Origin of the sequence: Methylobacter tundripaludum SV96 (assembly GCF_000190755.2) — a bacterium.
In the GTDB taxonomy this organism is placed as follows: Bacteria; Pseudomonadota; Gammaproteobacteria; order Methylococcales; family Methylomonadaceae; genus Methylobacter_A; species Methylobacter_A tundripaludum.
The window spans coordinates 287,547-312,063 of sequence record NZ_JH109154.1; the positions used below are offsets into that span (position 1 = coordinate 287,547).

Below are 24,517 nucleotides of genomic sequence, written 5' to 3' on the forward strand. Positions count from 1 at the left end.
AAATTACAACGTATTATATTCCAATCATTCTTACCTGACTCTGATTAAGAACATGGCTATAGCAACTACGAATGTACGTAAACACCTGACCGACATCAAAGAATGGCAAAAATTAGGTGAAGCTAATATTTTTCCGCCTGACAGCCGTCTTGAACTCATCGAAGGAGAAATCTTGGAAATGGCACCTATTGGCTTTAATCATTCCGGTCATTTAAATCGCATCAATAAACTATTCTCAAGATTAATGCCTGATGACGTTATTCCCAGCGTACAAAATCCGCTCCAACTCGGCGATCTTTCAGAACCCGAACCCGACTTTATGTTGTTAAAGCCGAATGATGATTTCTACTGCTCCCGTCATCCTAATGCCGCTGACGTATTGCTGCTGATCGAAGTCGCCGACAGTTCTCCCAGTTTCGACCAAAACCAGAAACTGCGTTTATACGCCAGCCATAACATCCTTGAATACTGGCTAATGAACCTGAACGACGCCTGCCTTGAAGTTTACCGACAACCGCATGGTGATTGTTATGGTGAAAAAACCACGCTGCGGGTCGGCAACACCGTCACCTTGTCTCAACTAGAGCAAATCGCCATCGATATTGCCGATATTCTATAGCCATTCCTTGTTCACGCCTTCCTGCGGGAAGCGCGCCAATACCTGCTCTAAAACTATATCGTGCAAGCTTCTAATCTTGATCTTATCGACCATTTCGTTAGCAAACGCAAAGGTCAGCATGTTACGCGCCGTTTCTTCATCGACACAACGTGATTGCAGGTAGAAAATGGATTTCTCATCCAGCTGACCCACCGTTACGCCATGTCCGCATTTGACGTCATCGGCATAAATTTCCAGCTGCGGCTTGGTATCCACTTCGGCATCGTCCGATAACAGCAGATTACGATTGTTCATTTGCGAATCGGTTTTCTGTGCATCAATAGCCACAATCACCCGCCCCTGAAACACGCCTCTGGCTCTATCGTCCAGCACGCCTTTATACAGCTCGCGGCTAATGGCATAAGGCTTTAAATGATTGATGCGGGTATGGTTGTCGATATGCTGACGCTTGACGCCCAAGTACAAACCATTCAGTTCGCATTCTGAGGCATGATCCAGATCAGCATGAATATCGCTACGCGCCAACAAGCCGCCAAAGGCGAAATTGTGATGAGTAAACCGCGCATCTCTCGCTTGCTTAATGTAGCTGCCGCCAAAATGATAGGCTTTGTCAGACTCGCTCTGCATTTTATACAGCGTCACATCGGCGTTAGAGCCAACAAAAACCTCGGTGACAGCGGCCGTTAGATAGGCATTATCTATACCGACAAAAGTCTCTATCACCTTGGCTTCGGCCATTTCGTCGGCAATAATGATATTGCGGGTCGTAGCCATTGCATCGCTGCCAGTCACAATATGCAGCAACTGTATCGGTTTGTTTAAAACCTGCTTGACCGGCACATGAACAAACAAGCCGTCGGTAAACCATGCGGTATTGAAAGCGATGAAGCTGTGCTCTGATTGGTCGGCAGCTGTTCCTAAATACTTTTCTACTTTGTCCGGTTGTTTTACCAACGCATCAGCCATGCTCATTACTGAAACAGTTGACGGCAAATCAGTTAAATTTGAAAGCTCTGCCGAGAAATGCCCGTTCACTAAAACCACAGACCAGGTATCTTCCAGCTGATACGATTTCAACCACTCGGAATCGAGATCACCGGCGGTTAAACTTAGCGATGGTGAAAATAGTTTCTTCTCAATGCCGGACACATTGGTATAGCGCCATTCTTCTTCACGCGGCGATGGAAAACCGTGCGCTGAAAATGCCATCAATGCCTCAGCCCTTAACGCCTTCAACCAAGGCAAGGCTTGCCCCGGCAATACTGGAGCTATCGTTTGATATTCAGCCGCATAACGGCTTGCTGTTGCCGTATTCATTACGCTGCCGCCTGATTATCTTCGACCCAACTGTAACCTTTTTCTTCCAGCTCCAATGCCAAATCGGCACCGCCGGATTTGACGATCTGGCCGTGCGCCAAAACGTGGACAAAATCCGGTTTGATATAGTCAAGTAGGCGTTGATAATGCGTCACCATCACAAACGCGCGCTCCGGCGAACGCAAGGAATTAACGCCTTCCGAGACGATTTTTAATGCGTCGATGTCCAGGCCGGAATCGGTTTCATCCATGATGCATAGCTTGGGTTCCAGAATGGCCATTTGCAGGATTTCATTACGTTTCTTTTCGCCGCCGGAAAAGCCTTCGTTAACCGCACGGTAGAGAAATTTCTCATCCATTTCGAGCAAACGCACTTTGTCTTTAACCAGCGTTAAAAAATCCATCGCATCGACTTCAGGCTGTCCGTTATGTTTGCGTATGGAGTTCAGCGCCGCTTTCAGTAAATAGATATTACTGACACCGGGAATTTCCACCGGATACTGGAATGCCAAAAACACGCCTTCACGCGCCCTGATTTCAGGTGCCATTTCCAGTAAATCTTTGCCCTGATAAGTCGCCGAGCCTTCGGTGACAGTGTAGCCGCCCTTGCCTGACAACACATGCGACAAGGTACTTTTACCGGAACCGTTCGGTCCCATAATCGCATGGATTTCACCGGCTTTAATCTCAAGGTTAATGCCTTTAAGAATAGGCTTATCGCCAACGCTGACGTGAAGATTTTTTATGCTGAGCATGCTTGGTTACCTGACTGGTCAAAATTGAAAACGTGTTCGACTTGCGACTGCTCTAACAATGCCAAACATTGACGTTTTATAGTGTCGCAAATACTGTGTAAGGGTAAATGGCTTAAGTTTTTTATATTAAATGGATTCTGTAACTCAATCCCGATTCTGTCTAATGACAGCAAGGGATAAGCGACTAGAAAAAAAATAAGTACCGTAATAAATCCCGCCTGTTCTATTAAAGAAAAGGGCAGCAATAATAAAAAAAGTAAAATAAAGCGCCGGGTCTTAATAGCATAAACCAATGGCATTGGCGTTTTTAAGATTCTTTCACAGCCGCCAATGTGATCAATCAGCAAAATCCGCTGTCCTTCTAACGCCCAAAACCCAAAACCATCTATATGCTGATATCCGGACCGTGCTTTTTGTAACAAAAAAGCCATTTTGCTGGCGGCAAACAGCGGCATATGTTCAGCAGACTTTAGCTCGTTAAGTTCCTGTTCGCTCAGCACGCCGGCCAAATCATCAAAATTCTTGCTATTCCGCAGAGACTCTTTCGCTGCAGCAGAAAAGGCTATCGTCCACTTCACCATTGCTTCCCGCCAGGCAGGATCATGAGGCCCATAGTGCAATGCCTCAATGACTATATTTCTACTCTGGTTAACAATGCCTCCCCATAATTTGCGTGCCTCCCACCAGCGCTCGTGGCCTGCATTGGTTCGAAACACAAGCACCAAACCCAGCACAACCCCGGTATATTCAAACGGGGTCACATCAAGATGAGGTAATGGTCGCCAATATTGATCAAGCAGCACTAATAACAAAGGATAACAAGACATTATCAGCAAAGTGGGCAACACAAGCGGGGTAACAGAACCTCGCCACATTAGGGCGCCACGAAAAAAACCTGGCGATTCACCCTTATTACTGTGCAACTCTAACTCTACTGGATTTGCCATATTGCTAGCCTTTTATACGTTAACCGACCGAACCTTCCAGACTCAAACCCAACAACGCCTGAGCCTCCACCGCAAACTCCATCGGCAGCTCCCTGAATACTTCCTTACAAAAACCGTTAACGATCATCGACACCGCATCTTCCGCCGACAGTCCGCGTTGCTGGCAAAAGAACAGCTGGTCTTCGCTGATTTTGGAGGTCGTCGCTTCATGTTCGACCTGGGCCGAAGGCTGCTTGACTTCCACATAAGGGAAGGTATGCGCGCCGCATTTATCGCCGATTAACAGCGAATCGCACTGGGTATAGTTACGGGCATTTTCAGCACTTTTTAACACCTTGACCAAACCACGGTAAGTGTTCTGCGCACGACCCGCTGAAATCCCTTTGGAAATAATGGTGCTGCTGGTGTTTTTGCCGATATGGATCATCTTGGTGCCGGTATCGGCCTGCTGATAATTATTGGTCAACGCCACCGAATAAAACTCGCCGGTGGAATTGTCGCCGGTCAGGATGCAGCTTGGATATTTCCAGGTAATTGCCGAACCGGTTTCCACCTGTGTCCAGGACACTTTGGAATTTTCGCCGCGACAATCGGCACGTTTGGTCACAAAGTTATAGATGCCGCCCAAGCCGTTTTTATCGCCCGGATACCAGTTTTGCACGGTCGAGTATTTGATCACCGCATCTTTCATCGCGATTAACTCAACTACAGCCGCATGCAGCTGGTTTTCGTCACGCATCGGCGCGGTGCAGCCTTCCAAATAACTGACGTGACTGCCTTCATCGGCGATAATTAAAGTCCGTTCAAACTGCCCGGTATTGGCGGCGTTGATACGAAAATAGGTGGACAATTCCATAGGGCAGCGCACGCCTTTGGGAATATAGACGAATGACCCGTCGGTAAATACGGCGGCATTTAAAGCGGCAAAGTAATTGTCGGTATGCGGCACGACCGAGCCCAGATATTGTTTGATCAGTTCTGGATGCTCACGCAAGGCTTCCGAAATCGGGCAGAAAATAACGCCCGCTTCGTGCAGCTTGCCTTTAAACGTAGTCGCTACCGACACGCTGTCGAAAACCGCATCGACCGCAACACCGGCCAAACGCTCCTGCTCATCCAGCGGAATACCCAGTTTTTTGTAAGCTTCCAAGACTTGCGGATCAATTTCATCCAGGCTTTTCGGCCCGTCTTCTTTACGTTTAGGCGCAGAATAGTAACTGATCGCCTGATAATCGATAGGATCGAACTTGACGAACGCCCATTTCGGCGTCTTCATGGTTTGCCAATGGCGAAACGCTTTCAGCCGGTATTCGAGCATAAACTCAGGTTCATTCTTGACTTTCGATAACCTGTGAATAACCTCCTCATCCAATCCGGGCGGAAAAGTGTCGGTTTCCAATTCAGTCACAAACCCCTGTTTGTATTCCTTGCCGATCAGATTCTTGATTTCTTGTTCACTTGCTGACATAAAATTTTCTACCTATATAAACTGGAGACCGGAATCAACACTTCTTCCGGTACAACAACGGGTCTGATTAAATCGGCCAAGGTCACCGACTCTAATGCGTTATGAATGGTCTGGTTAATCAAACTCCAGTTCCCCAAAATATCACAGCCCGAAGCCTGTTCGCAGCCTTGATGGGAAATACTGCATTCGGTGAGGGCAATCGGTCCTTCCAGCGCGCTGATAACAGCCGCAACGCTTATTTCTTCCGGCATTCTGGCTAAAACATAGCCACCCTTGGCGCCGCGCGTGGAAATCAACACGTCTGCGTTAACCAGCAGCTTAAGGATTTTACTGACTGTAGGCAGAGCGATGCCGGTCACCGTCGATATTTCCATAGCCGCACGCACCTGCGCTTTTTCTCTGGCCATAAAACTTAAAATGACCGTTGCATAATCAGTTAACTTACTCAGCCGTAACATACCTTGCCCCTAATAATTGAGGACTATTCTAGTCCTATTTAATTACAGAGTAAAGTCATTGGTAATTATCATTTAATATTCCAATATTTACTTTCCGTCTGACGCATCCCACGTACTGCAAGTACATTATTTTTAACATTAACGACAATAGCCCCGCTGTCGGCACTATTCAGCCAAAGAGCATCGGCTTGCCGATAGCGCGCCAAAACATCTTTATGCGGATGGCCGAATTGATTCCGGTAACCCGCAGGAATCAGCACGTAGCCAGGTTGGACGGCTTGCAAAAAACCGGCGGTTGATGAGGTCTTGCTGCCGTGATGCGGAGCAACCAACACATCGGCTTTTAATGCTTCGCCGTAGGTCTCAACCAACCAGGACTCCGCCGCTGCCTCTATGTCGCCGGTCAGCAATACCGCGCCGTGTTTCGACTGGATTTTCAGCACGCAGGAATTGTCGTTTTCCGACACAAACGATTGCCGAGGAGCCAGCACAGTGAACTTGACCTCATCCCATAACCACGATTGCCCGGCGACACACTCGATTGGCGCATACTCGCTTAACTGTTGCGGAACGCTAGTCAGCACTTGTTCAGTATCCATGCCGCGCATTAGCGATACAGCGCCGCCGATATGGTCGTTATCGCCATGGCTGATGATTAAGCTGTTGATTTTAGCTACACCTTGCGAGCGCAAAAAAGGCAGCAGCACACTCTGCCCCATGTCGCTTTGTTCAGAGAATTTAGCACCGGTATCGTAAACCAGCAGATGATGAGTGGTTTGCACAACGGCCGACAAGCCTTGCCCGACATCCAGCAAGGTCATGTTGATGTCACCTGCTTCGGGTTGTTTTACATCGGTAAACACCAGCGGCAAAAACAGCACCAGACTCAACCACCGCGCCGGAATGCCGACCGGTGCAAGCAGCAGTAAAATACCCGGCACAGCGAAAAGCAATGCCCAATACGAGGGCAGTGCATGGTTTATCGACGCCATGGGAATTTCCGCCAAATGGGCTAATAGCCACCATAAGCCTTGCAAGACAGTGTCCACCAAAAAGAACAATTTACTTGCCAACGTTGGCAAGATAAACATGATGATGACAGCCAGCAGCGATAACGGCACAACCAGCAGACTGATAACCGGTACGGCGATCAAATTAGCCAATGGCGCAATCAATGAAACCTGTTGGAAAAACAGCAATAGCAGAGGCGATAAACCCACCGACGTGACCCCGTTTATTTTTATTGCGCCCCAAACGGGCCCAAGCTTGCCTAAGCGCCCGGAAACGGTATAAACAATAACACTCACGGCGAGAAATGATAGCCAAAACCCCGCCGATAAAACGGCTAGCGGATCGACAATCAGCACTGCAAACAGGGCGATGGACAAGGTATTAAAAGGACGACTATTGCGTTGCAAAATAATGGCTGCCATGGCAATAGACAACATGACCACCGAACGCTGGGTAGGCACGGAAAAACCGGCCAACCCGGAGTAAAAAATCGCCACCAGCACAGCCGAAACTGCCGCAACTTTTTGCGGCGACCGGGCGAGCCATCCCGTCCGCGCCCACAACTTAAGTATCAGGAAATAAACCAGCCCGGCAATAAGCCCGATATGCGAACCGGAAATCACCACCAGATGCGTGGTGCCGGTTTTACGAAAAACCTCCCATTGTTCTTGAGTGACGCTGTTGCCGTCGCCGATAGTCAACGCCTTTATCAGCGCCAGACTTGCGCTATTGCCCAATGCGCTTGAAAGCTGATCGGTGATGCTCTGACGCCAGACAGAAATACTGCCCCAGGCCGAATCGCGCCCCAGCAAAACCGGCTTTGGACTCGGACGCACATAGCCGGTTGCGCCTACACCTTCGGTAAACAGCCAGCGTTCATAATCAAAACCGCCGGGGTTCATTGTGCCGTGGACGCGTTTCAATTTAACGGTAAAAACCCACTGCTGACCGGCCTTGATGGGCTGATCCGGGTAGTACCAGCTTAATCTCAATTTGGCAGGTAATTGCTGTCCAGACTGGCTTGCGGCATACACACCATCCCTGGCGATCGCCGCACCTGCTCCCGGCAGGTTTGCGTCATACACACCATCCCTGGTGATAAAGTCGAAGCGGACGCGCTTTTCATCCTGTTCCGGCAAGTCGGCTATGGTGCCGGTCACCTGAACCTCTACACCCTCCAGCTGTTCAGGCAACCGGTCGGACAATCGATGCATCGCAAACACTATCGCCCACAGCACGCCGACCACAAAAAACAGGCACCGCCAATAACGCAACCATGCAATAATGCCAACCAATACGCCGCCGACTATCAGCCATTTAACATCCGGCAATATCGGAAACTGTTGAACCAGCATCAATCCGGCTAAAAATGACAGGGCGGAAACGACCATTTAGCACCTTGGTGTTTTTTAGGCTAACAAAAACCTGATAAACTTAATTTGAGTGTAACTTAAATAATAACAATAACGATGCCAAAGAAACTTATACAAAAACTGATCGACAAGTTCATCCCCGATCCTGAAGTGATCAAACAACACAAGAGCCTACAATTTCTCGGCGATAAACTGCACGAGCCTAACCTCTGGCATTTGAACCGACGCTCTATTGCTCTGGCTTTTGCGGTGGGTCTTTTTTGCGCCTGGATTCCTGCCCCGGCGCAAATGGTCTTTGCCGCTATGGGTGCCATTTATTACCGGGCTAACATACCGATTTCGGTAGCGCTGGTCTGGATAACCAACCCGATCACCATGCCGCCGCTGTACTATTTCGCTTATGAAGTCGGACTGTCGTTCCTGAATCAGCCGACCAGTGCCGATGAATCCGAATTTTCACTAAGTAACATATTCTCCAGTCTTGGCGATGTCTGGCAACCTTTTCTGGTCGGCTGTTTGATTATGGGGATAGTTTCGTCCACCGCCGGTTATTTCGGCATCCATTATTACTGGCAATACCATGTAAACAAAAAATGGGCGGAAAGAAAGGAAAAAAGACTTACTGCACAAGAGTCGCAGATTGAAGACATAAAAAACGAATTAGACTGATTAAAACCAAGCCGCGAGCGACTGCATAAATACAGTTGCTCGCGGCTTTATGCTTTTTCCTAGCCTACAATCAGCCCATCTTCCATATGCAAAACCTTGCCCATTCTGGCAGCCAGCTCATGGTCATGAGTCACCACCAAAAAGCTGACATTCAGCTCATGGTTTAATTCCAGCATTAACTGGTAAACCTGATCCGCCGTTTTACTGTCCAGATTTCCGGTGGGTTCATCGGCCAGAACCACACCCGGCTTATTGATTAACGCCCTAGCGACTGCGGCACGCTGCCTTTCCCCGCCGGACAACTCGCCGGGCTTGTGTTCAATGCGGTGCCCCAGCCCTACCCGTTTCAATAACGCTGTCGCACGAGTACTCGCCTCTTTTACCGAATGTCCGCCGATCAGCAAAGGCATCGCCACATTTTCCAGCACAGTAAACTCGCCCAACAGATGATGAGACTGGTAGATAAAGCCCAAGGATTTATTCCTTAACTTAGCCAGTTGGCCTGAGCCGACTTCATTAAGATTAACGCCGCCCAAAACCACTTTGCCGCCGCTGGGCTTTTCAAGTCCGCCCAGCAAATGCAGCAAGGTGCTTTTGCCTGAACCCGATGCGCCCATGATGGCGACACGCTCACCGACACCGATGCTTAAATCGACCCCTTTTAAAACCTCAACATCCAGCCCGCCCTGGTCATAGCGCATGGTCAACTGCTGACATTGCAGTATGTTGGTATTATTCATATCTTAAAACTTCCGCTGGATTTACTTTGGCTGCCTGCCAGGCAGGATAAATAGTCGCCAATAATGACAGTAAAAAGGCCATACCCGCTATCACATAAACATCAGTCCAGACCAATTTGGAAGGCAGTTCGCTGATGTAATAAACATCGGCGGCCATAAACTGGACATGGAATAATTTCTCAATGGCCGGAACGATGGTTTCCACATTCAACGCCAGCAATACCCCGCCTACGGTTCCGAGCGCGGTGCCGACTACGCCGATGACCGCTCCCAACACCATAAAAATACCCATCACCGACCTTGATGTCAGTCCCTGGGTTTTTAAAATAGCAATGTCGCCGCGCTTATCGGTGACCACCATCACCAGCGTGGAAACAATATTAAAAGCCGCCACCGCCACGATCAGCAACAGGATAATAAACATCACCCGTTTTTCTGTCTGTATCGCCCGGAAAAAGTTATTGTGCGCCAGCGTCCAATCGCTGACCTGATAATCGTCATATAAAGCGTTGGAAAGCGCCCGGGTGATTTTCGGCGCATTAAACAGATCATCCAATTTGATTCTAAGGCCTGAAACGGCATCATCTAAACGAAACAATTTGGCCGCATCATCCAGATGAATCATCGCCATATTGCGATCATATTCATACATGCCCACCTTAAAAATACCGACCACGGTAAACCGCCGCATGCGCGGCACAATACCGGCCGGAGTGGAATTAATCTGCGGACTGATAACAGTGATTTTATCGCCCATGAAAACGCCCAGATAATTGGCCAGCTCTACCCCTAAAATAATGCCGTATTCGCCGGGAACCAGGTCAGACAACTTGCCTTCTTTCATCTTATCGGCGACTTCCGATACTCTGGACTCGTATTCCGGCAGAATCCCGGTCAGCATGGTGCCGCTGACGCGCCGGTCGGCGTTAATCATCACCTGTCCATTAATAAAAGGCGCGGTGCCCTCTACATGCGGATAGTTCTTTAATTTCCGCTCCAGGTCCTGCCAATTATCCAACTGACCGTATTTTCCGGTAGCGGTTGCATGTGAAGTCATGCCGAGAATCCGCTCACGTAATTCGGCTTCAAAGCCGTTCATCACCGACAACACGGCAATCAACGCAGTAACGCCCAAGGCTATGCCCAGCACGGAAGTTAAGGTAATAAAAGAAATGAACTGAGTTCGGCGTTTGGCCCGCGTATAACGCAAGCCGATATAAAAAATGAGAGGTTTAAACATGAAGCCTACAATTTAAAATAAAAAAATCAGGATTTCCTGCACTGAGCGCAAAAACCGTATAAATAAAGGCCGTGATCGGTCAACTCATAGCCCAGTTTTACAGCGATTTCTTTTTGCCGAGCCTCAATAACCTCATCGGTAAACTCATCCACTTTGCCGCACTTCATGCACAGTATGTGATCATGATGAGTGCCTTTATCAAGCTCAAAGACAGAGTTGCCGCCTTCAAAGTGATGTCGACTCACCAGTCCGGCCGCTTCAAATTGAGTTAAAACACGATAAACCGTAGCCAAACCGATTTCTTCATCCTCACTCAGCAGAATTTTATAAACTTGTTCGGCGGTTAAATGACGCTCGTTAACCTGATTTTCTAAAATTTGCAGAATCTTGACCCGAGGCAAAGTCACCTTCAGGCCTGCATTCCTTAAATCATGCGTATCCAACATTAATCTCCGTTTATACCTTTGTGCAGGCAGTTTTATATAGAATTACGCGCATTGTAGCCTTTTTTTGACAGTATGGGCATGACAGTTTTATAGGATAATCCCTTAACATCCTGTATGATTTTGCATTTTCAACTCATCCGCAGCCTCAAATGAGAAAGCCGCTTTCCGCTTTAAACCTATCCGGTAATTGCTTTATCCCCTGCATCCTTGCAGTCGTAGCAAGCCTGACACTCAGCTCTTGCACCACCATTCTGACCAACCTGCCCGGCGTCTACACAGTCGATGTCCAGCAAGGCAATATCGTCGATCAATCCATGATCGATCAACTCAGACCCAGCATGAACAAGCGCCAGGTGCTTTATATAATGGGCTCACCGATGCTGGTTGATTTTTTTCATCAAAAACGTTGGGACTACCTCTATTCGGCCCAAGTTGAAGGCGGCGACAGACAGCAAAAAAGAATTTCATTATTCTTTGATAACGATCAACTGATCGGCGTACAAGGCGATTTCAAACCCAGCGCCGTTCCCGTTATTAAAACATCCGAAGAAACTACCGTAGAAGTGCCCAAACGGGATCTTGAAAAAACCCTGTGGGAAATGATCACCGGCCTGTTTGGCTATGACAGCACTGATGATTCGCCTAAGAGTGACAAAGCGGATGCAAAACCGGCGTCGGGATCGGGATCACCAACAGATCAATTACCGCTTTAGCCGTGCGTTTGCAGCGTTGAGACGATGCGATGGGTGGATTATGTGGCTGCCATTCTCCCCATCACATCATGAGCCGTACGCAACGCACCCTCGATAAAGCCTTGGTAATCCGAAAAAGCTTCGCCGCAAATATGCAGGTTCGCTGGACCGTTGCGCTCCAGCGAAAATGCAGCTACCTTTTCCTGCACCGTCCAGGGCTTGATTCCCGGCTTCCATAGATGACAGGCTGCGCCGTAAGGTTCGGTTCCCCAATGACGAACTCCGTAGCTGATAATGCGCTTAGGATCGATGCCCACGAAACGGGCAAAGGCCAGCGGCAATCCTTGATCGCCATTAATCTCCGCCCGCGTCTCATAACCCTTGCGCAGATATTGACTCCAAAAATTCAAATACGGCCGATCGGCGTAGACCATAACCAGGCCTTTGCCATCCCGTTTTTGATAATGCACCTCACGGGCCGGCAGATTCGGCATGTCCAAATGAGGAATATCCTCGTCCCACCAGGGATCTTCGACCACGAAAAAACATTTAAGCAAAGGGATGTCCAGCACCGATCCGAACATCGACCGAATTCCCAGCGGAAATCCGTTAATGCGGACCAGACAATGTTCGGGCAGCGCCAGAATAACGTGTTTCGCAATACAGGACTGCCCTTCAGAAAAATGCAGCAGCACCCGTTCCCGATCATAGCGTTCCAACGAAGTCAGCACCTGGGCACGGTGAATTTCCGCACCCCGCTGTTGCAGACGCTCCTGCATGGCGTCGGCTAGCGACTGCATACCGTGCCGGATCGTCCTGAGATTTGGGCTCATTTGCAGCATCTTGATCCAGGTAATCATCCAGGTTGCGGCATTCGGATTCTCGTGAATGAAATGAAAAAAACTGCCTTCCATAACGATGTAGCGCAAGGCATTGTGACTGATAACCCGCCCGAGCGTGTTCCACAAACCTTGCTCCCATAAAGGCTGGCCGAAAAATACGCTTTCCCGCCGGATCGATTCGAGCTGCTGTTCGCTCAGGGCCAGCATTTCCGCCTCCGACATGCCCAGCACCCGCTGTATCGCGAGCTTGAAGAGTTCCAACGTCGTCAGGCCCTGCTCGTCCGCATCCAGTCGATAGTTCAAATTGTGCTGCTGGTCAGGGGGACTTGAATATTCCGGAAAAGGCAAGGTTTCGATGCCCAGTTCGTTGATGAGTTCGCCCATGCGGGACTGTAAGATCGGGTCGAAACGCATTGCTCCGTATTCCGCATCGAAGCCGAGCATGGAAACGGTTTCCAGTTTGCCGCCGAGGCGATGACTGCCTTCGAACAGGGCGACACGCCAGTCGGGTGCGGCGTGCATACCGCAATACAATCCCGCAACTCCGCCACCCACCACGGCCAAATCGTATTCTGGTGTAATCATTTTCTCTCCTTGTCTGCCTGGACAGGAAACTTGTAGAAGCTTGTTCTGATTACGTGCGTCGAATGAATTAACGCATCGTACGAATGCGAAGAGCGCATTCGACACTGGCTGAGCGTTCCGGAAGTAATTTGTTTCATCGGCTGGGATGAAGCCTAGGCTCAGCTAGTGTCGCAATAGTTTCGCCATTTCGCTTACGGATTATGTGCTTCGCGGTTAATTCCTGCAAGGGAATGACTTCGCAGAGGAATATAGGGCAATAGATAGACTGAACAGGGCGGCTTACTGCGTTAGATGTGCAATTTGAGTCGTGTAGATACCCTGTTAGACTGCAATCTCAGCATCCCATCCGGGAAAAACTAATACCGCAGGATGGCATTTAAGCGCTTTGGCTAAAATCTTTGCGCGCTCTATGCCTAAATTTATCTTGTCATGCTCAATTGCCGAGATAGTGGACTGGGGAATACCGGTAAGTTCAGCCAATTGATTTTGACTTAATTCTTGAAGTTCACGGATGATTCTTACTGACTCTCCGACAGTAACATTAATTGATTTTTTTGCTATTTGGTATTCATTCATATCATTGCCCTACCTTCTTCTACTTCGAGGCGTCGACCCCACAGCCTGTAGGGAGTGTATCACGCCCCTTTTCGGGGTCTAACCGTACTGGAAATTTTGATACCTGAAATGGGCCCGTTAGAATGTTTTAAAATAGCCCGGTCATTTTGGCATTCGTAAATGGTGCGCGGTGCGCCCCTACATGGCTTAGCCGCCGAAGATCGTTCGCAGGACGCTGATGATGTTGGAGAAATTTGCGCCAATGGTTGTTTCCTTTTCAAGTTTTTCGAGTCGGCTCACTGCTTGAGAGTCTGCGGCGTACTGAATATTCACGGTGTCAATATGCATGCTAGGCGACGAAATCCCTGAGCCGGACTGGCTGGCACCACCATTTCCTTCCTCTGGCACAGCGATTGACTTGTAGCGAGCCTTGGACACGAGAAATGCTTCTGCGGGGATAACCTCGTATACGGCTTCACCGTCGAGCTCGAAAACTCGGCGCATTCGCTTGAGTTCAGAATCAATTCGGATTGCGATAGAAGCGTAAGTCGTGTGATCGATACTTTCTTTCTTGACACGAATTCGCCAATTATAGAGGTCAACGGGGTTATCGAATGGGTAAAGCACATCCAGTCCTAAATAGAACAGACGTTCTAATGCTTTCGGGCCAAGCGCAATGGCGCATGCATGAACCTCAATGGCCAGATCACAAAGTTCAGGAGGGCCAAAGTCTACGAAGAGACCATCTTTGGAAATTAACGGATAATGCTCCAACAGTAAGCGGAAGTATTTGTTATGAGCAGCTTGGAGTGTGTCAAGGATCGCGGGGTTGTCCATAATGGCAATACTCGAAAGATAGACGGCTAACGTGATTGTTAATTATTTTTATAGACTTCACTGCGATGTGCAACCTTGACGACCAAAACAATTAACTCTAAATCCTGAATTTCATAGATAATTCGATATACGCCTTGTCTTACTCGATACCGTTCTTGGCCTGACAGCTTAATACAGCCATCAGACCTTGGGTTTTCACAAAGTGAATTAATGCAATTAAGTATGCGTTTTACATCTGCGTTTGGAATATTTCGAAGATCTTTTGCAACTGAACTTTTGAAGGCAATTTTATAATTTGCCATGCGCTTTTAAATCTTCCAGCAGCTCCTCATAACTCAACGTAGATTCGCCTGCCCTTTCTTCAAAAGCAGATAAATCCTCTCTATCTTCTTGTAAAGCAATGCGTATCGCTTCGTTGACTACTTGAGAGAGCGATTGATGAGTAATGGCGGACTTAATTTTCAATGCTTGATGAATTTCCGGCTCAAAGTAAACCGTTGATCTTTTAGATAGTTCACTCATATTGTTGCCCCCTCGTAGCAGATAGTGTTATTGGATTATACCGTCAAAACCCCTTCAAAGCCCGCTGTCGCCTAGCCTCTTTCGGATCATGAACCAAAGGCCGATAAATTTCTATCCTGTCGCCCTCTCTAACAGGTTGATCCAGTTTGCAGGCCACGCCAAAAATGCCCGCCTTAAGCTCGGACAAGACAATCTCAGGAAAAAGCTCCAGCAAGCCGGATGTTTTTATCGCGGCTTCAACAGTCGCGCCTTCCTCCATTGCCACTGTGACTATCACCTGCTGTTCGGGTTTGGCATAGGCCACTTCGACATTAACCATAAACTGCTTTAGCCCTTGCGGTAAACGAACTCACCATGGTGTTACAGATCTGGTTGAAGACTGCGCCGAAAGCCAGGCTTGCCAGCTTGCCTGACATTTCAAACTCCAGGTCCAGGGAAATCTTGCTGGCATCCTCGCGTAACGGTATAAACTCCCACTTTCCTTCCAGAGAGGAAAACGGGCCGTTCAACAGGGAGAGCGTCATACTGCGTCCGTTATCGATCCTGTTCCGGGTCGAAAAGGATTTTTTAAAGCCGCCTTTGGAAATCACTACCTCCGCTTCAACAATATCATCTTCGCGCTTGATGATGCGACTGCCGCTGCACCAGGGCAAAAACTCAGGATAGGCTTCAATGTCGTTGACCAAATCAAACATCTGCTGCGCTGAAAATTTGACCAGGGCGCTTTTTTGAACAACGGTCATGCTTAAAGAACTCCGACCACATGCAGGAATACCAGAAACACGGCGGCGGGAGCCACATAGCGAATTAATATCTGCCACGCTTGATAGCTGAGCGCGTTAGGCATGTCCAGCTCATGCTCGGTGTACTGCTGTTTCATGATCCATCCGGCGAACACTGCGATGCAAAAACCGCCGATAGGCAACATCAGATTGGCGGTTAAATAATCCAGCAATTGAAAAATAGTTCTGTCGAAAATCTTGAACTCGGACCAAACGTTGAATGAAAAAATGGTGCCGAACCCCAGCAGCCAGGTTATCGATCCCGACCAGATACAGGCTTGTTCCCTGCTCATGTCTTTATTTTCAACCAACCACGCCACAGCTGGTTCGATCAATGAAATGGAGGAAGACAACGCCGCGAAAACCAGCATCACAAAAAACAAAATCCCGAAAAACCAGCCGCCGGTCATGTTGCCGAACGCTATCGGCAAGGTTTGAAAGATAAGTCCCGGACCGGCTGCAGGTTCCAGCCCACTGGCAAAAACAATCGGGAAGATGGCAATGCCGGCCAATAAGGCAACCACGGTATCGGTACCTGCAATCAAAAATACGGTTTTTGAAATCGACACATCTTTCGGCAAATAAGAACCGTAAACCATGATGGCGCCCATGCCTAAGCTCAGGGTAAAAAACGCGTGCCCCATGGCGGTCAATACGCCATTACCGGTCAGCTTGCTGAAATCAGGGGTGAACAAGAATTTGACGCCCTGGTCATAGGTGTCGGTGGTCATTGCATAAGCCACCATTAGAATCAGCAGCACAAACAGGCTGGGCATTAAAAAACGAACTGCTTTCTCCAGGCCGGTATTAACGCCGCGAACCACGATCAGCATGGTCGCCAACATGAACAGGCTATGCCAGAAAAGCAGCTTCGCCGGACTGGCAACAAAATCGTCAAAAATCACTTTTATCGCTGCTGCATCGGCGCCGAAAAAGCTGCCGGTAAAGGCCTTTAACACGTAAGCCGAAGCCCAGCCTGCAATAACGCTGTAATAAGAGAGTATTAAGAAACCGGCAGCGACGCCCATCCAGCCTAAATAATGCCAGTTTTTATCGGCTCCGGCTTCATCGACCAAGGTTATCATGGTGTTAATGGGGTTTTGCCTGCTGCGACGCCCCAACATGGTTTCCGCCATCATAATGGGGATGCCGATCAGTAACACGCACAACAGATAGACTATGACAAATGCCCCGCCGCCATTTTCTCCGGTAATATAGGGAAACTTCCAGATATTACCCAGACCGACTGCGGAACCTGTCGCAGCCAGAATAAATGCGAAACGCGATGACCATTCACCATGTTGTGATTTTTTTGTATCCGTCATTTGTGTGCCTGTAAAAACTCAATAATTATAAAATCACCACGGATGTTTGTTTCGTGGTGAACTTTTCCGCTTATTGCATAACATCAGTTAGTAATATCGAGTAAAATAGCAAAATTATTCCTTTACGTCAGTTTAAAAATCCTAACCCGCACTTATGGCCGATAAAAAGTCCAAGAAAAACACCAAGCAGCAAAATGCCACCATTGCCGTTAATCGTCAGGCTACTTTTGAGTATTCGATTGAGGAGCGGTTTGAAGCGGGGGTTGTTTTGGAAGGCTGGGAAGTTAAAAGCCTGAGGGATGGACGCATCCAACTCAAAGAGAGTTATGTGGTGATCAGACGGGGCGAAGCCTGGTTGTCGGGCGCGCATATTTCACCGCTGTTATCCGCATCGACCCATGTTAATCCCGATTCTATTCGCGCCAAGAAACTGTTGCTGCATCGGCACGAACTCAACAAACTGATCGGTTCGGTCGAACGCAAAGGCTACACGTTGATTCCATTGAAGATGTACTGGAAAAACGGCAGAGCCAAACTGGAAATCGGTCTGGCAAAAGGCAAGCAATTGCACGACAAGCGCGCCACTTCAAAAGACCGCGATTGGCAGCGTGAAAAAGGACGGATCTTGAAAAAGGGCTAAAGGCGCAAGGCAAAAGGCGAAGGATGTGTTTTTTTAGCCTTTTGCCTTGCGCCTTTTGCCTTTCGCCTTCTTCCCCTAACCCTTTCCTTCAAATTAAAATGACCACACACCCTAACCTCCTGTCTGTAAAAAACAGCCTGCTGATCGTCGTCGATTTGCAGGGAAAATTATCAGCGGCCATGCCCGAGCGCGACGCCGAACTTATGACGGCCAACGCCCGCAGTCTGGTTGAAGCCGCCGGACTGTTAAGCATCCCGGTGTTGTTAACCGAGCAATATCCCAAAGGCTTGGGCTCTACCGATACGACTATCACCGATATATTGTCGGAAGACACCCTGATTTTCGACAAGACCGGTTTTTCCTGTTGCGCGGCTGAAGGCTTTACCGACACCGTAGCCAGCACCGACCGCAAGCAAATCATACTGGTCGGCCAGGAAGCGCATGTTTGCGTATTGCAGACCGCGTTGGAATTGATGCATTTCGGCTATCAGGTGCATGTCGTCGAAGACGCCATCTGTTCGCGCAAGGCGGAACATAAATTCTATGCCTTGCAACGCATGCAACAACAAGGCGCGACCATTACCAATTATGAATCGGTCTTGTTCGAATGGGTCAAAGATTCCACCCATCCTGAATTTAAAAGTATTTCCGGATTACTTCGTTAACCCCTGCTTACCTTGAACTTACACATGTCGCTCGCATCGTTTATTGAAAAAGCAACAAATAACAGCCCGGTCAGTTTTGATGAAACCATCGCGGTTATTACTGAAAACTACCATTACCAAGCCACCGAATTCAGCAACGGCCTGAATGAGCAGATGTTAGTCAATCAGGCCGGTACTAACGAAGGCTCCTGCAAGATTTTCGCTTTTGCCCAACTCAATCGGCTCGACCAGCAGCAGACGTTAAACCTGTTTGGCGATTATTACCGGCTGGATGTTTTAAATGACCCGCACGGCACAGGCCACCAGAACATCAGGAATTTCATGCAATACGGCTGGGAGGGGATTTGTTTTAACGGTGTGGCGTTGACGGCCAAAAAAACATTAATCTCCATCAAAATATAAAAACTCACCACGAAGGCACGAAGTTTTTCTTTATCGTTTCCACGCTCCGGCGTTACCGCATAAAGATAAGAAATACGCTGGTTCCCAAGCTCCAGCTTGGGAACCCAGATGACGAAGCTCTAGCTTCGTGAGACGGGAAGCTGGAGCTTCCCGCACCGAATTCCCAAGCTGGAGCTTGGGAACTAGCGCGCCTTGTTTTTCTTCGTGTCCTTCGTGGTGAATTATAAATTATGATCGACTTTCTAATCATCGGCCAGGGACTGGCGGGCAGCTTGCTGGCATGGGAACTCATACAACGCGGCTGCAAAGTCGTCATTGTCGATAACGGTCGGGAAAATGCCTCACAGGTTGCAGCAGGACTGATCAATCCGGTCACCGGCATGCGCTTTGTAAAATCCGCCGATGTCGATACGCTGTTGCCGACGGCAAAACACTGCTATTCACAGTTAGCCGATTTTTTCCAGCAAGACTTTTATAGTGAAAAACCGATGCTACGGATTTTCCGTAGCGACAGCGAATTTACAAACGCCCATAAACGCCTCAGCACCCCTGACTATCAAGCCTACCTTGGCGACATACAGCAGCCGGGCAAAGCCATCGACAATCTCGCAACACCCTTCGGTTTTCTGAAACAAAAAAAAACGGGTTATTTATTAACCCGGCCGCTATTAAGTTGCCTGAAAGCGTTTTTCATAGCCAACGACAGCTACCGGCAGGCTGATTTCGATTACCGGGACATACAGCTGCAACCGTCGTTGCGCTGGCAGGACATTGCCCCCAAGCAGATTATTTTCTGCGAAGGCTATCAGGCAACGCAAAACCCCTGGTTTTGCTGGCTGCCTTTTCAACCGGTCAAGGGCGAAATCCTGACGCTGCAACACCAGACCGAATTGCCCGATAAAATCCTCAATTACGGCAACTGGCTGATCCCGTTAAATGCCCATCAAATTAGAATCGGCGCAACCTTCGACCGGGAAAACCTGGATACTCAGCCTACCGAACAGGGCAAAAATGACTTGCTAAATGCGCTCAACCAAGTCTCACCCGGTTTGACTCAGGCAAACCTGATCAACCACCAAGCCAATATCCGGCCTTGTACTCAGGACAGACAGCCGTTTATCGGCCTGCATCCACAACACAAGCAACTCGCCATTTTTAACGGCTTTGGCGCAAAAGGCAGTTTACAGATACCTTGGTACAGCCGACATTTCGCCGATGCTTTATTAAACGGCGCTCCCCTACCCCATTCCAGCAATATCCAACGCCATTATGAAACGCATTTCACTGGTTAACGCAGCTCATGACTTAATCCGGGACATTCTCCGCCCCGGCGATATTGCCATTGATGCTACGGTAGGCAACGGTCACGATACCGTATTCCTCGCCGAACAAGTCGGTCCATCCGGCCATGTTTACGGCTTTGATATACAACAGGCGGCCATCGACTCGACTCTTGAGAAATTCCGGCAAGCACCCTCACCGGAATACCTGACTTTGATCCACGCCAGCCATGCCGACATGGACGAAAAAATCCCCGCGTATCACCACGGCAAAGTCCGCGTGATCATGTTTAATCTGGGCTATTTGCCGGGCGGCGATAAAACTGTCATTACGCTAACCGATTCTACATTGACCGCCTTGACTGTCGCCGCCCGGATTTTAGCTGTCGAAGGCATCATCACCCTGCTCGCCTATCCCGGTCACCAAGGCGGCGATCTGGAAACCGGTCAGGTTAAAAACTGGTGCGAGCAGCTGGACACAGAACAATTTGAAGTCAGCACTATTTACAGCACCGAACACAAAGACTCGGCACCTCGTCTTTTTGTGATCCGCAAACTGCGCTAAAAACAACTACTGATACCCTGTATTCCGTTGCACTTTATGTGGGCTACTTACTATTTATCCTAAAAACCGAAAGCACAAGCGGCGATGCAGCGTTAGACAAAAAGATATGCCCGATATCTTACGATCTTAAGCGGCCATTAATATGTGAAGGATGCTGCCGACATCAAGAGGCGTATCATTCGCGATTGATGTGCTTTTTAGTTCATATATACAGACTGAACCTTTATGTCACGTAATTGCTCTCGCGACAACGTGACTTGTCCGACCTTGAATCCCCACTATAACTAACGTATGAATCAATCATTATCCGATCAGATAAAAAGTCTCAAGCTCACACTTCTGAAATTGAATGCAACGGGAGAGCAAGGCTTTGAGGGCTTAATTGCCGCAGCATTACATGAAATAACTGGAGTACCGTTTCGGTTGGCTGGCAGCGGACTACAGTTCGGAATCGACGGAAAATATGCCTATGACGCGGATAGTATCTGCTTCGAAGGCAAACGCTATGACGGCCCCATCCCACGAACCGAAGTAATCACAAAAATTGCCGACCTTGCCCGCAACAACTCGTATCCCGACCTTGTATGGGTTCTCGGGGCGACATCGCCCGTCAAGACTCAACTTGCTGATGACGTGCGTGCCGACGGACATAAAGCGGGCATTAGCGTTCTGATTCTTGATTGGTCAACAGCTGACTTGCCTCCTTTAGCTGCGGCTCTTGCTATGGGTGGTCGGCGCGTCGAAGCGTTTCTGAAAGCGAACATCGGTAACAATAACGACCGGCGGAATGCTTTATTGGCGCTCGAAGCCGTCAAGGCTGACGGTGATTTCAATGAGCATGCCAAGCGAATCAAAGCAGAGCTTGATGCACCAGCAATAGGAACGGCTATCGCTCAGGAAGCAAACGCCAGATGGTTAACAGACGGCTTCTCCAACCGAAGATGTGCGCGAAACCAATTCGGTCAGCCACTATCTCCTGGCGATAGCGCTTCAACTAAAACACTGACCCGTAAGACTCTTACCGACAAACTGCAACCATTTCTCGCCGGACCTCCCGACGGGAAGGTCGCTTTTGTGCTGGGCGGCGAAGGCTACGGCAAATCCTGGATCATTGCGCAAAGTTGGCTCGCCCTTGACCCAAAGCCGTTGATGATTATTTTCAGCCCCGATGAATTTCAAGAGACGGCTGCGCAAAATGATATAGAAGAACTATTGACCACCAAGCTCATCAAGCAAACCGGCGACGAACTGACTGAAGTAAACCGGCAGCGTTGGTGCAGAAGATTGTTACATTGGCAGAAAAATCCTAGTACCGGTTACCCACGACTTATCGTTACCATTGACGGTATCAATCAGAAACCAAACGCTGACTGGGGAAAAATTATCGATAAAACCTGTGCTCTGCTGGAACAGATGGGAGGCCGCCTATTTGTCACAGCACGTACGCCTTATTTTCGAGATCGCATAAAAAGACGGTTAACCGTGCAAGCAATTGAAATCGATGTGCCGGAATGGATATCGACAGAGCGCGATGAAATTCTACGAAATTACGGTATCAACTCGGCAGCACTTCACACTGCCGTAGCGCAGTCGCTGCTCAATCCGCGACTATTGGGGATAGCTGTTGAACTCATTAATAAGGATAATGTCGTGGCCTTAGAAGAGCTCAGCGTTAGTCGACTGCTCTTCGAACATATCCGTGCAAGCGAACTGGATGCACCGATCCCGCAACCGGTTGATACCTTTGTCCGTCAGCTCCGAGAGCATGCTCAAAAGATTCTCTTGCGTGTTCAAGAAAAACAGGAAGACGACCTCAATATCTTTGAAGCCGATACCTCAGCAGTTGCCGATGGTCGCTTCTTCCATCCCGTAGAAGGAGAGCCAGGAAAGTATCAGTTAAAGGATGACGGACTGACGCTGGCATTAGGTTTTTCTGTAGTTGACCTGCTAAGGACCGCAAAACGAAATGGACGTGATCTTGACGGAAGATTAACTATCCTTCTCGATCCAATCGCTGCACTAGACTCAACCGCCGATGTTGTGCTGGCAGCACTGACTGTGGCTGTAGTCGATGATGATCAATACATGCCGGACATCGCCGCTGCCTTGGTGAAAGGGTTCGCTAACTTACAGAACCCGGATCAAACCAAATTCCCGGTATTTGTGGGACTGTCGAAGAGCAAGCCGTTAGCCTTCATGGAAGCGGCGCACGATCTATGCCTCGACGGTGCTCACCAACAAAACTTTGACTGGATAAAGTTTGCCGTTATCGAAGCCAGTAAGAACACTCGCACATGGACGGAAATTGCTAGGAGACTGTCGGATTTAGCAGTGCAAAAAGTGTTAAAATAACCCTATCGAAACACCAAATCAAAAAACAAAAATGGCTACCCAATTCATCCTGATTGATCGCGATACCCCCTACATTCTGCCCCCGTGTGTTCAGGATTATTTGCCTGAAGATCATATGGCCCGTTTTGTTGTCGAGATTGTCGATCAACTGGATTTACGGACGCTATCAGCCGTCTATGCGGGCAAAGGAAAGCGCCCCTATCATCCGGCGATGCTGTTGGCGTTGCTGTTCTACGGTTACGCGACCGGCGTATTTTCCAGTCGCAAACTGGAGAAAGCCACTCATGACTCGATGGCCTTTAAATACATCTGCGCCAACGAAAACCCAGATCACGACACCATCAACAGCTTTCGCAAGCGCTTTGGCAAAGAGATCGAAAGCCTATTTGTCGAGATATTGGTACTTGCACAAACCTTGGGGCTGCTTAAGCTGGGTACGGTGAGCCTGGACGGCACCAAGATTAAAGCCAATGCCAGCAAGCATAAAGCCTTGAGCTGGGATTACGCCAATCAACTGGAAGCCCAGTTCAAACAGGAAGTTGAAACCTTGATGAAACTGGCTGAAGCCGCCGACAATTCCCCGCTTCCAGAAGACATGGATGTACCCAAGGAACTCAAACGCCGCCAAGACCGTTTAGCAGTGATTGCCAAAGCCAAACAGGAAATCCAGGCCCGTGCCAAGGCGCGTTACGCGCAAGAAAAGGCCGAGTATGACGAAAAGCAGGCTAAGCGTGAACAACACCTGAGTGAAACCGGCAAGAAAATGGGCGGCAAAGCCCCCCAAGCGCCTACCGATGCGCCTCAAGGTAAAGATCAAGTCAGCCTGACCGATGAAGAGTCCCGCATCATGCCGACCCCTAATGGTTTTGAACAAGCCTATAACGCCCAAGCCAGTGTTGATATTGCCACCCACCTGATCGTTGCTCATCACATCACCCAACACACCAACGACAAACAAGAAATCGAACCGGCCTTAGCCAAACTGGAACAGCTCCCGGAATGCTTGGGGAGTGTTGACAACCTGTTGGCCGACACCGGCTACTTCAGCCAAGCCAATGTAAAGGCGTGTGCTGATGCAAAGATAAAACCGTACATCGCCCAAAAGCGGCAAAGCCATAACCAAGCCCTTGACGCCCGGTTTCAGCATCAGCCGGAAATAGGCGAAAGCACCTTACCGCCGGTTGAGGCCATGACCCATCGCTTAACAACCAAAGCGGGCAAAGCACTCTACGGCAAGCGAAAATCTACTGTCGAAACCGTGTTTGGCATCATTAAACACGTCCAGGGATTCAGGCAATTCCAGCTTCGAGGCCTGGAATCCGTCCAAAGTGAATGGAATTTAGTCTGTATAGGCTGGAATTTAAAAAGAATGCATGTATTAAGAGGGTGAGAGAGGAAAAAGAGCATTGAGCTGCCCATAAAACAGAACT

The 24,517-nt window shown here is 48.8% G+C and carries 27 protein-coding genes; 10 read left to right on the top strand and 17 right to left on the bottom strand.

Annotated elements, in window-relative coordinates; translation table 11 throughout:
- Positions 1-52: 52 nt before the first annotated feature.
- Positions 53-619: a Uma2 family endonuclease gene (locus METTU_RS21070; protein ID WP_006894085.1), complete on the top strand. Its 567-nt coding sequence runs from the start codon at positions 53-55 to the stop codon at positions 617-619.
- Here the strand turns inward: METTU_RS21070 and sufD are convergent.
- The 6 genes from sufD to METTU_RS21100 form a co-directional block, all read right to left on the bottom strand.
- A complete protein-coding gene (gene sufD, locus METTU_RS21075) occupies positions 614-1,936 on the bottom strand; it encodes a Fe-S cluster assembly protein SufD (RefSeq protein ID WP_006894086.1) in 1,323 nt (440 codons plus the stop codon). The genes METTU_RS21070 and sufD overlap by 6 nt on opposite strands.
- Positions 1,936-2,691, bottom strand: coding sequence for a Fe-S cluster assembly ATPase SufC (sufC, locus tag METTU_RS21080; protein ID WP_006894087.1), 756 nt, complete (start codon positions 2,689-2,691; stop codon positions 1,936-1,938). The genes sufD and sufC overlap by 1 nt, the downstream gene beginning before the upstream one ends.
- Positions 2,679-3,638 (bottom strand): bestrophin family protein, encoded by a 960-nt coding sequence (locus METTU_RS21085; RefSeq protein ID WP_006894088.1) that lies wholly within the window; start codon positions 3,636-3,638, stop codon positions 2,679-2,681. Before METTU_RS21085 ends, sufC begins: the two co-directional genes overlap by 13 nt.
- Positions 3,639-3,657: 19 nt before the next feature.
- A complete protein-coding gene (gene sufB / locus METTU_RS21090) occupies positions 3,658-5,106 on the bottom strand; it encodes a Fe-S cluster assembly protein SufB (RefSeq protein WP_006894089.1) in 1,449 nt (482 codons plus the stop codon).
- An 8-nt stretch (positions 5,107-5,114) separates the two neighbouring features.
- Positions 5,115-5,564, bottom strand: coding sequence for an SUF system Fe-S cluster assembly regulator (locus tag METTU_RS21095; protein ID WP_006894090.1), 450 nt, complete (start codon positions 5,562-5,564; stop codon positions 5,115-5,117).
- A 68-nt stretch (positions 5,565-5,632) separates the two neighbouring features.
- Positions 5,633-7,966, bottom strand: coding sequence for a DNA internalization-related competence protein ComEC/Rec2 (locus tag METTU_RS21100; RefSeq protein ID WP_006894091.1), 2,334 nt, complete (start codon positions 7,964-7,966; stop codon positions 5,633-5,635).
- 78 nt (positions 7,967-8,044) lie between these two features.
- Here METTU_RS21100 and METTU_RS21105 point away from each other — a divergent pair, with 78 nt between their 5' ends.
- Positions 8,045-8,617: a DUF2062 domain-containing protein gene (locus tag METTU_RS21105; RefSeq protein WP_006894092.1), complete on the top strand. Its 573-nt coding sequence runs from the start codon at positions 8,045-8,047 to the stop codon at positions 8,615-8,617.
- Positions 8,618-8,676: 59 nt separating this feature from the next.
- Here METTU_RS21105 and lolD read toward each other — a convergent pair whose 3' ends face one another.
- From lolD to fur, 3 genes are read right to left on the bottom strand one after another with little or no spacing between them, the layout of a single operon-like run.
- Positions 8,677-9,357, bottom strand: coding sequence for a lipoprotein-releasing ABC transporter ATP-binding protein LolD (lolD, locus tag METTU_RS21110; protein ID WP_006894093.1), 681 nt, complete (start codon positions 9,355-9,357; stop codon positions 8,677-8,679).
- Positions 9,350-10,597 (bottom strand): lipoprotein-releasing ABC transporter permease subunit, encoded by a 1,248-nt coding sequence (locus METTU_RS21115; RefSeq protein ID WP_006894094.1) that lies wholly within the window; start codon positions 10,595-10,597, stop codon positions 9,350-9,352. Before METTU_RS21115 ends, lolD begins: the two co-directional genes overlap by 8 nt.
- 26 nt (positions 10,598-10,623) lie before the next feature.
- On the bottom strand, positions 10,624-11,040 hold the full coding sequence (gene fur, locus METTU_RS21120) for a ferric iron uptake transcriptional regulator (RefSeq protein ID WP_040581732.1): 417 nt from the start codon (positions 11,038-11,040) through the stop codon (positions 10,624-10,626).
- Between the two features lie 152 nt (positions 11,041-11,192).
- Here fur and METTU_RS21125 point away from each other — a divergent pair, with 152 nt between their 5' ends.
- The gene (locus tag METTU_RS21125) at positions 11,193-11,756 is read left to right on the top strand and encodes an outer membrane protein assembly factor BamE (protein ID WP_006894096.1); all 564 of its coding nucleotides are present in this window, start codon (positions 11,193-11,195) and stop codon (positions 11,754-11,756) included.
- A 38-nt stretch (positions 11,757-11,794) separates the two neighbouring features.
- Here METTU_RS21125 and METTU_RS21130 read toward each other — a convergent pair whose 3' ends face one another.
- From METTU_RS21130 to METTU_RS21165, 8 genes are all read right to left on the bottom strand, one after another.
- The gene (locus METTU_RS21130) at positions 11,795-13,162 is read right to left on the bottom strand and encodes a flavin monoamine oxidase family protein (protein ID WP_006894097.1); all 1,368 of its coding nucleotides are present in this window, start codon (positions 13,160-13,162) and stop codon (positions 11,795-11,797) included.
- A 321-nt stretch (positions 13,163-13,483) separates the two neighbouring features.
- On the bottom strand, positions 13,484-13,738 hold the full coding sequence (locus METTU_RS21135) for a helix-turn-helix domain-containing protein (protein ID WP_006894098.1): 255 nt from the start codon (positions 13,736-13,738) through the stop codon (positions 13,484-13,486).
- A 186-nt stretch (positions 13,739-13,924) separates the two neighbouring features.
- Entirely contained in the window at positions 13,925-14,554 is a 630-nt protein-coding gene (locus METTU_RS21140; RefSeq protein ID WP_006894099.1) for a hypothetical protein, read from the bottom strand.
- A gap of 38 nt (positions 14,555-14,592) precedes the next feature.
- Positions 14,593-14,856 carry a type II toxin-antitoxin system RelE family toxin gene (locus METTU_RS21145; protein ID WP_006894101.1) on the bottom strand — a complete coding sequence of 88 codons (264 nt, stop codon included), beginning with the start codon at positions 14,854-14,856 and terminating at the stop codon, positions 14,593-14,595.
- Positions 14,843-15,076, bottom strand: coding sequence for an RH3 domain-containing protein (locus tag METTU_RS21150; protein ID WP_006894102.1), 234 nt, complete (start codon positions 15,074-15,076; stop codon positions 14,843-14,845). The genes METTU_RS21145 and METTU_RS21150 overlap by 14 nt, the downstream gene beginning before the upstream one ends.
- Before the next feature lie 43 nt (positions 15,077-15,119).
- Complete coding sequence (locus METTU_RS21155; RefSeq protein ID WP_006894103.1) at positions 15,120-15,395, bottom strand: RnfH family protein; 276 nt, start codon at positions 15,393-15,395, stop codon at positions 15,120-15,122.
- Positions 15,388-15,819 (bottom strand): type II toxin-antitoxin system RatA family toxin, encoded by a 432-nt coding sequence (locus tag METTU_RS21160; RefSeq protein ID WP_006894104.1) that lies wholly within the window; start codon positions 15,817-15,819, stop codon positions 15,388-15,390. Before METTU_RS21160 ends, METTU_RS21155 begins: the two co-directional genes overlap by 8 nt.
- Before the next feature lie 2 nt (positions 15,820-15,821).
- The gene (locus METTU_RS21165) at positions 15,822-17,183 is read right to left on the bottom strand and encodes a sodium-dependent transporter (protein WP_006894105.1); all 1,362 of its coding nucleotides are present in this window, start codon (positions 17,181-17,183) and stop codon (positions 15,822-15,824) included.
- A 154-nt stretch (positions 17,184-17,337) separates the two neighbouring features.
- Here METTU_RS21165 and smpB point away from each other — a divergent pair, with 154 nt between their 5' ends.
- The 7 genes from smpB to METTU_RS21200 all read left to right on the top strand — a co-directional run bounded on the left by smpB (position 17,338) and on the right by METTU_RS21200 (position 24,477).
- Positions 17,338-17,823, top strand: a complete 486-nt coding sequence (gene smpB / locus METTU_RS21170) for an SsrA-binding protein SmpB (RefSeq protein ID WP_006894106.1) — start codon at positions 17,338-17,340, stop codon at positions 17,821-17,823.
- Between the two features lie 98 nt (positions 17,824-17,921).
- The gene (locus tag METTU_RS21175; protein ID WP_006894107.1) at positions 17,922-18,488 is read left to right on the top strand and encodes a hydrolase; all 567 of its coding nucleotides are present in this window, start codon (positions 17,922-17,924) and stop codon (positions 18,486-18,488) included.
- Between the two features lie 24 nt (positions 18,489-18,512).
- Positions 18,513-18,890, top strand: a complete 378-nt coding sequence (locus METTU_RS21180) for a HopJ type III effector protein (RefSeq protein ID WP_006894108.1) — start codon at positions 18,513-18,515, stop codon at positions 18,888-18,890.
- A 230-nt stretch (positions 18,891-19,120) separates the two neighbouring features.
- Positions 19,121-20,182: an NAD(P)/FAD-dependent oxidoreductase gene (locus tag METTU_RS21185; RefSeq protein WP_006894109.1), complete on the top strand. Its 1,062-nt coding sequence runs from the start codon at positions 19,121-19,123 to the stop codon at positions 20,180-20,182.
- Positions 20,160-20,735: a tRNA 5-(aminomethyl)-2-thiouridylate-methyltransferase MnmM gene (gene mnmM, locus METTU_RS21190; protein ID WP_006894110.1), complete on the top strand. Its 576-nt coding sequence runs from the start codon at positions 20,160-20,162 to the stop codon at positions 20,733-20,735. Before METTU_RS21185 ends, mnmM begins: the two co-directional genes overlap by 23 nt.
- Before the next feature lie 291 nt (positions 20,736-21,026).
- Positions 21,027-23,087 (top strand): hypothetical protein, encoded by a 2,061-nt coding sequence (locus tag METTU_RS21195; RefSeq protein ID WP_006894111.1) that lies wholly within the window; start codon positions 21,027-21,029, stop codon positions 23,085-23,087.
- Positions 23,088-23,118: 31 nt separating this feature from the next.
- Positions 23,119-24,477 (top strand): IS1182 family transposase, encoded by a 1,359-nt coding sequence (locus tag METTU_RS21200; protein WP_006889238.1) that lies wholly within the window; start codon positions 23,119-23,121, stop codon positions 24,475-24,477.
- Positions 24,478-24,517 lie beyond the last annotated feature (40 nt).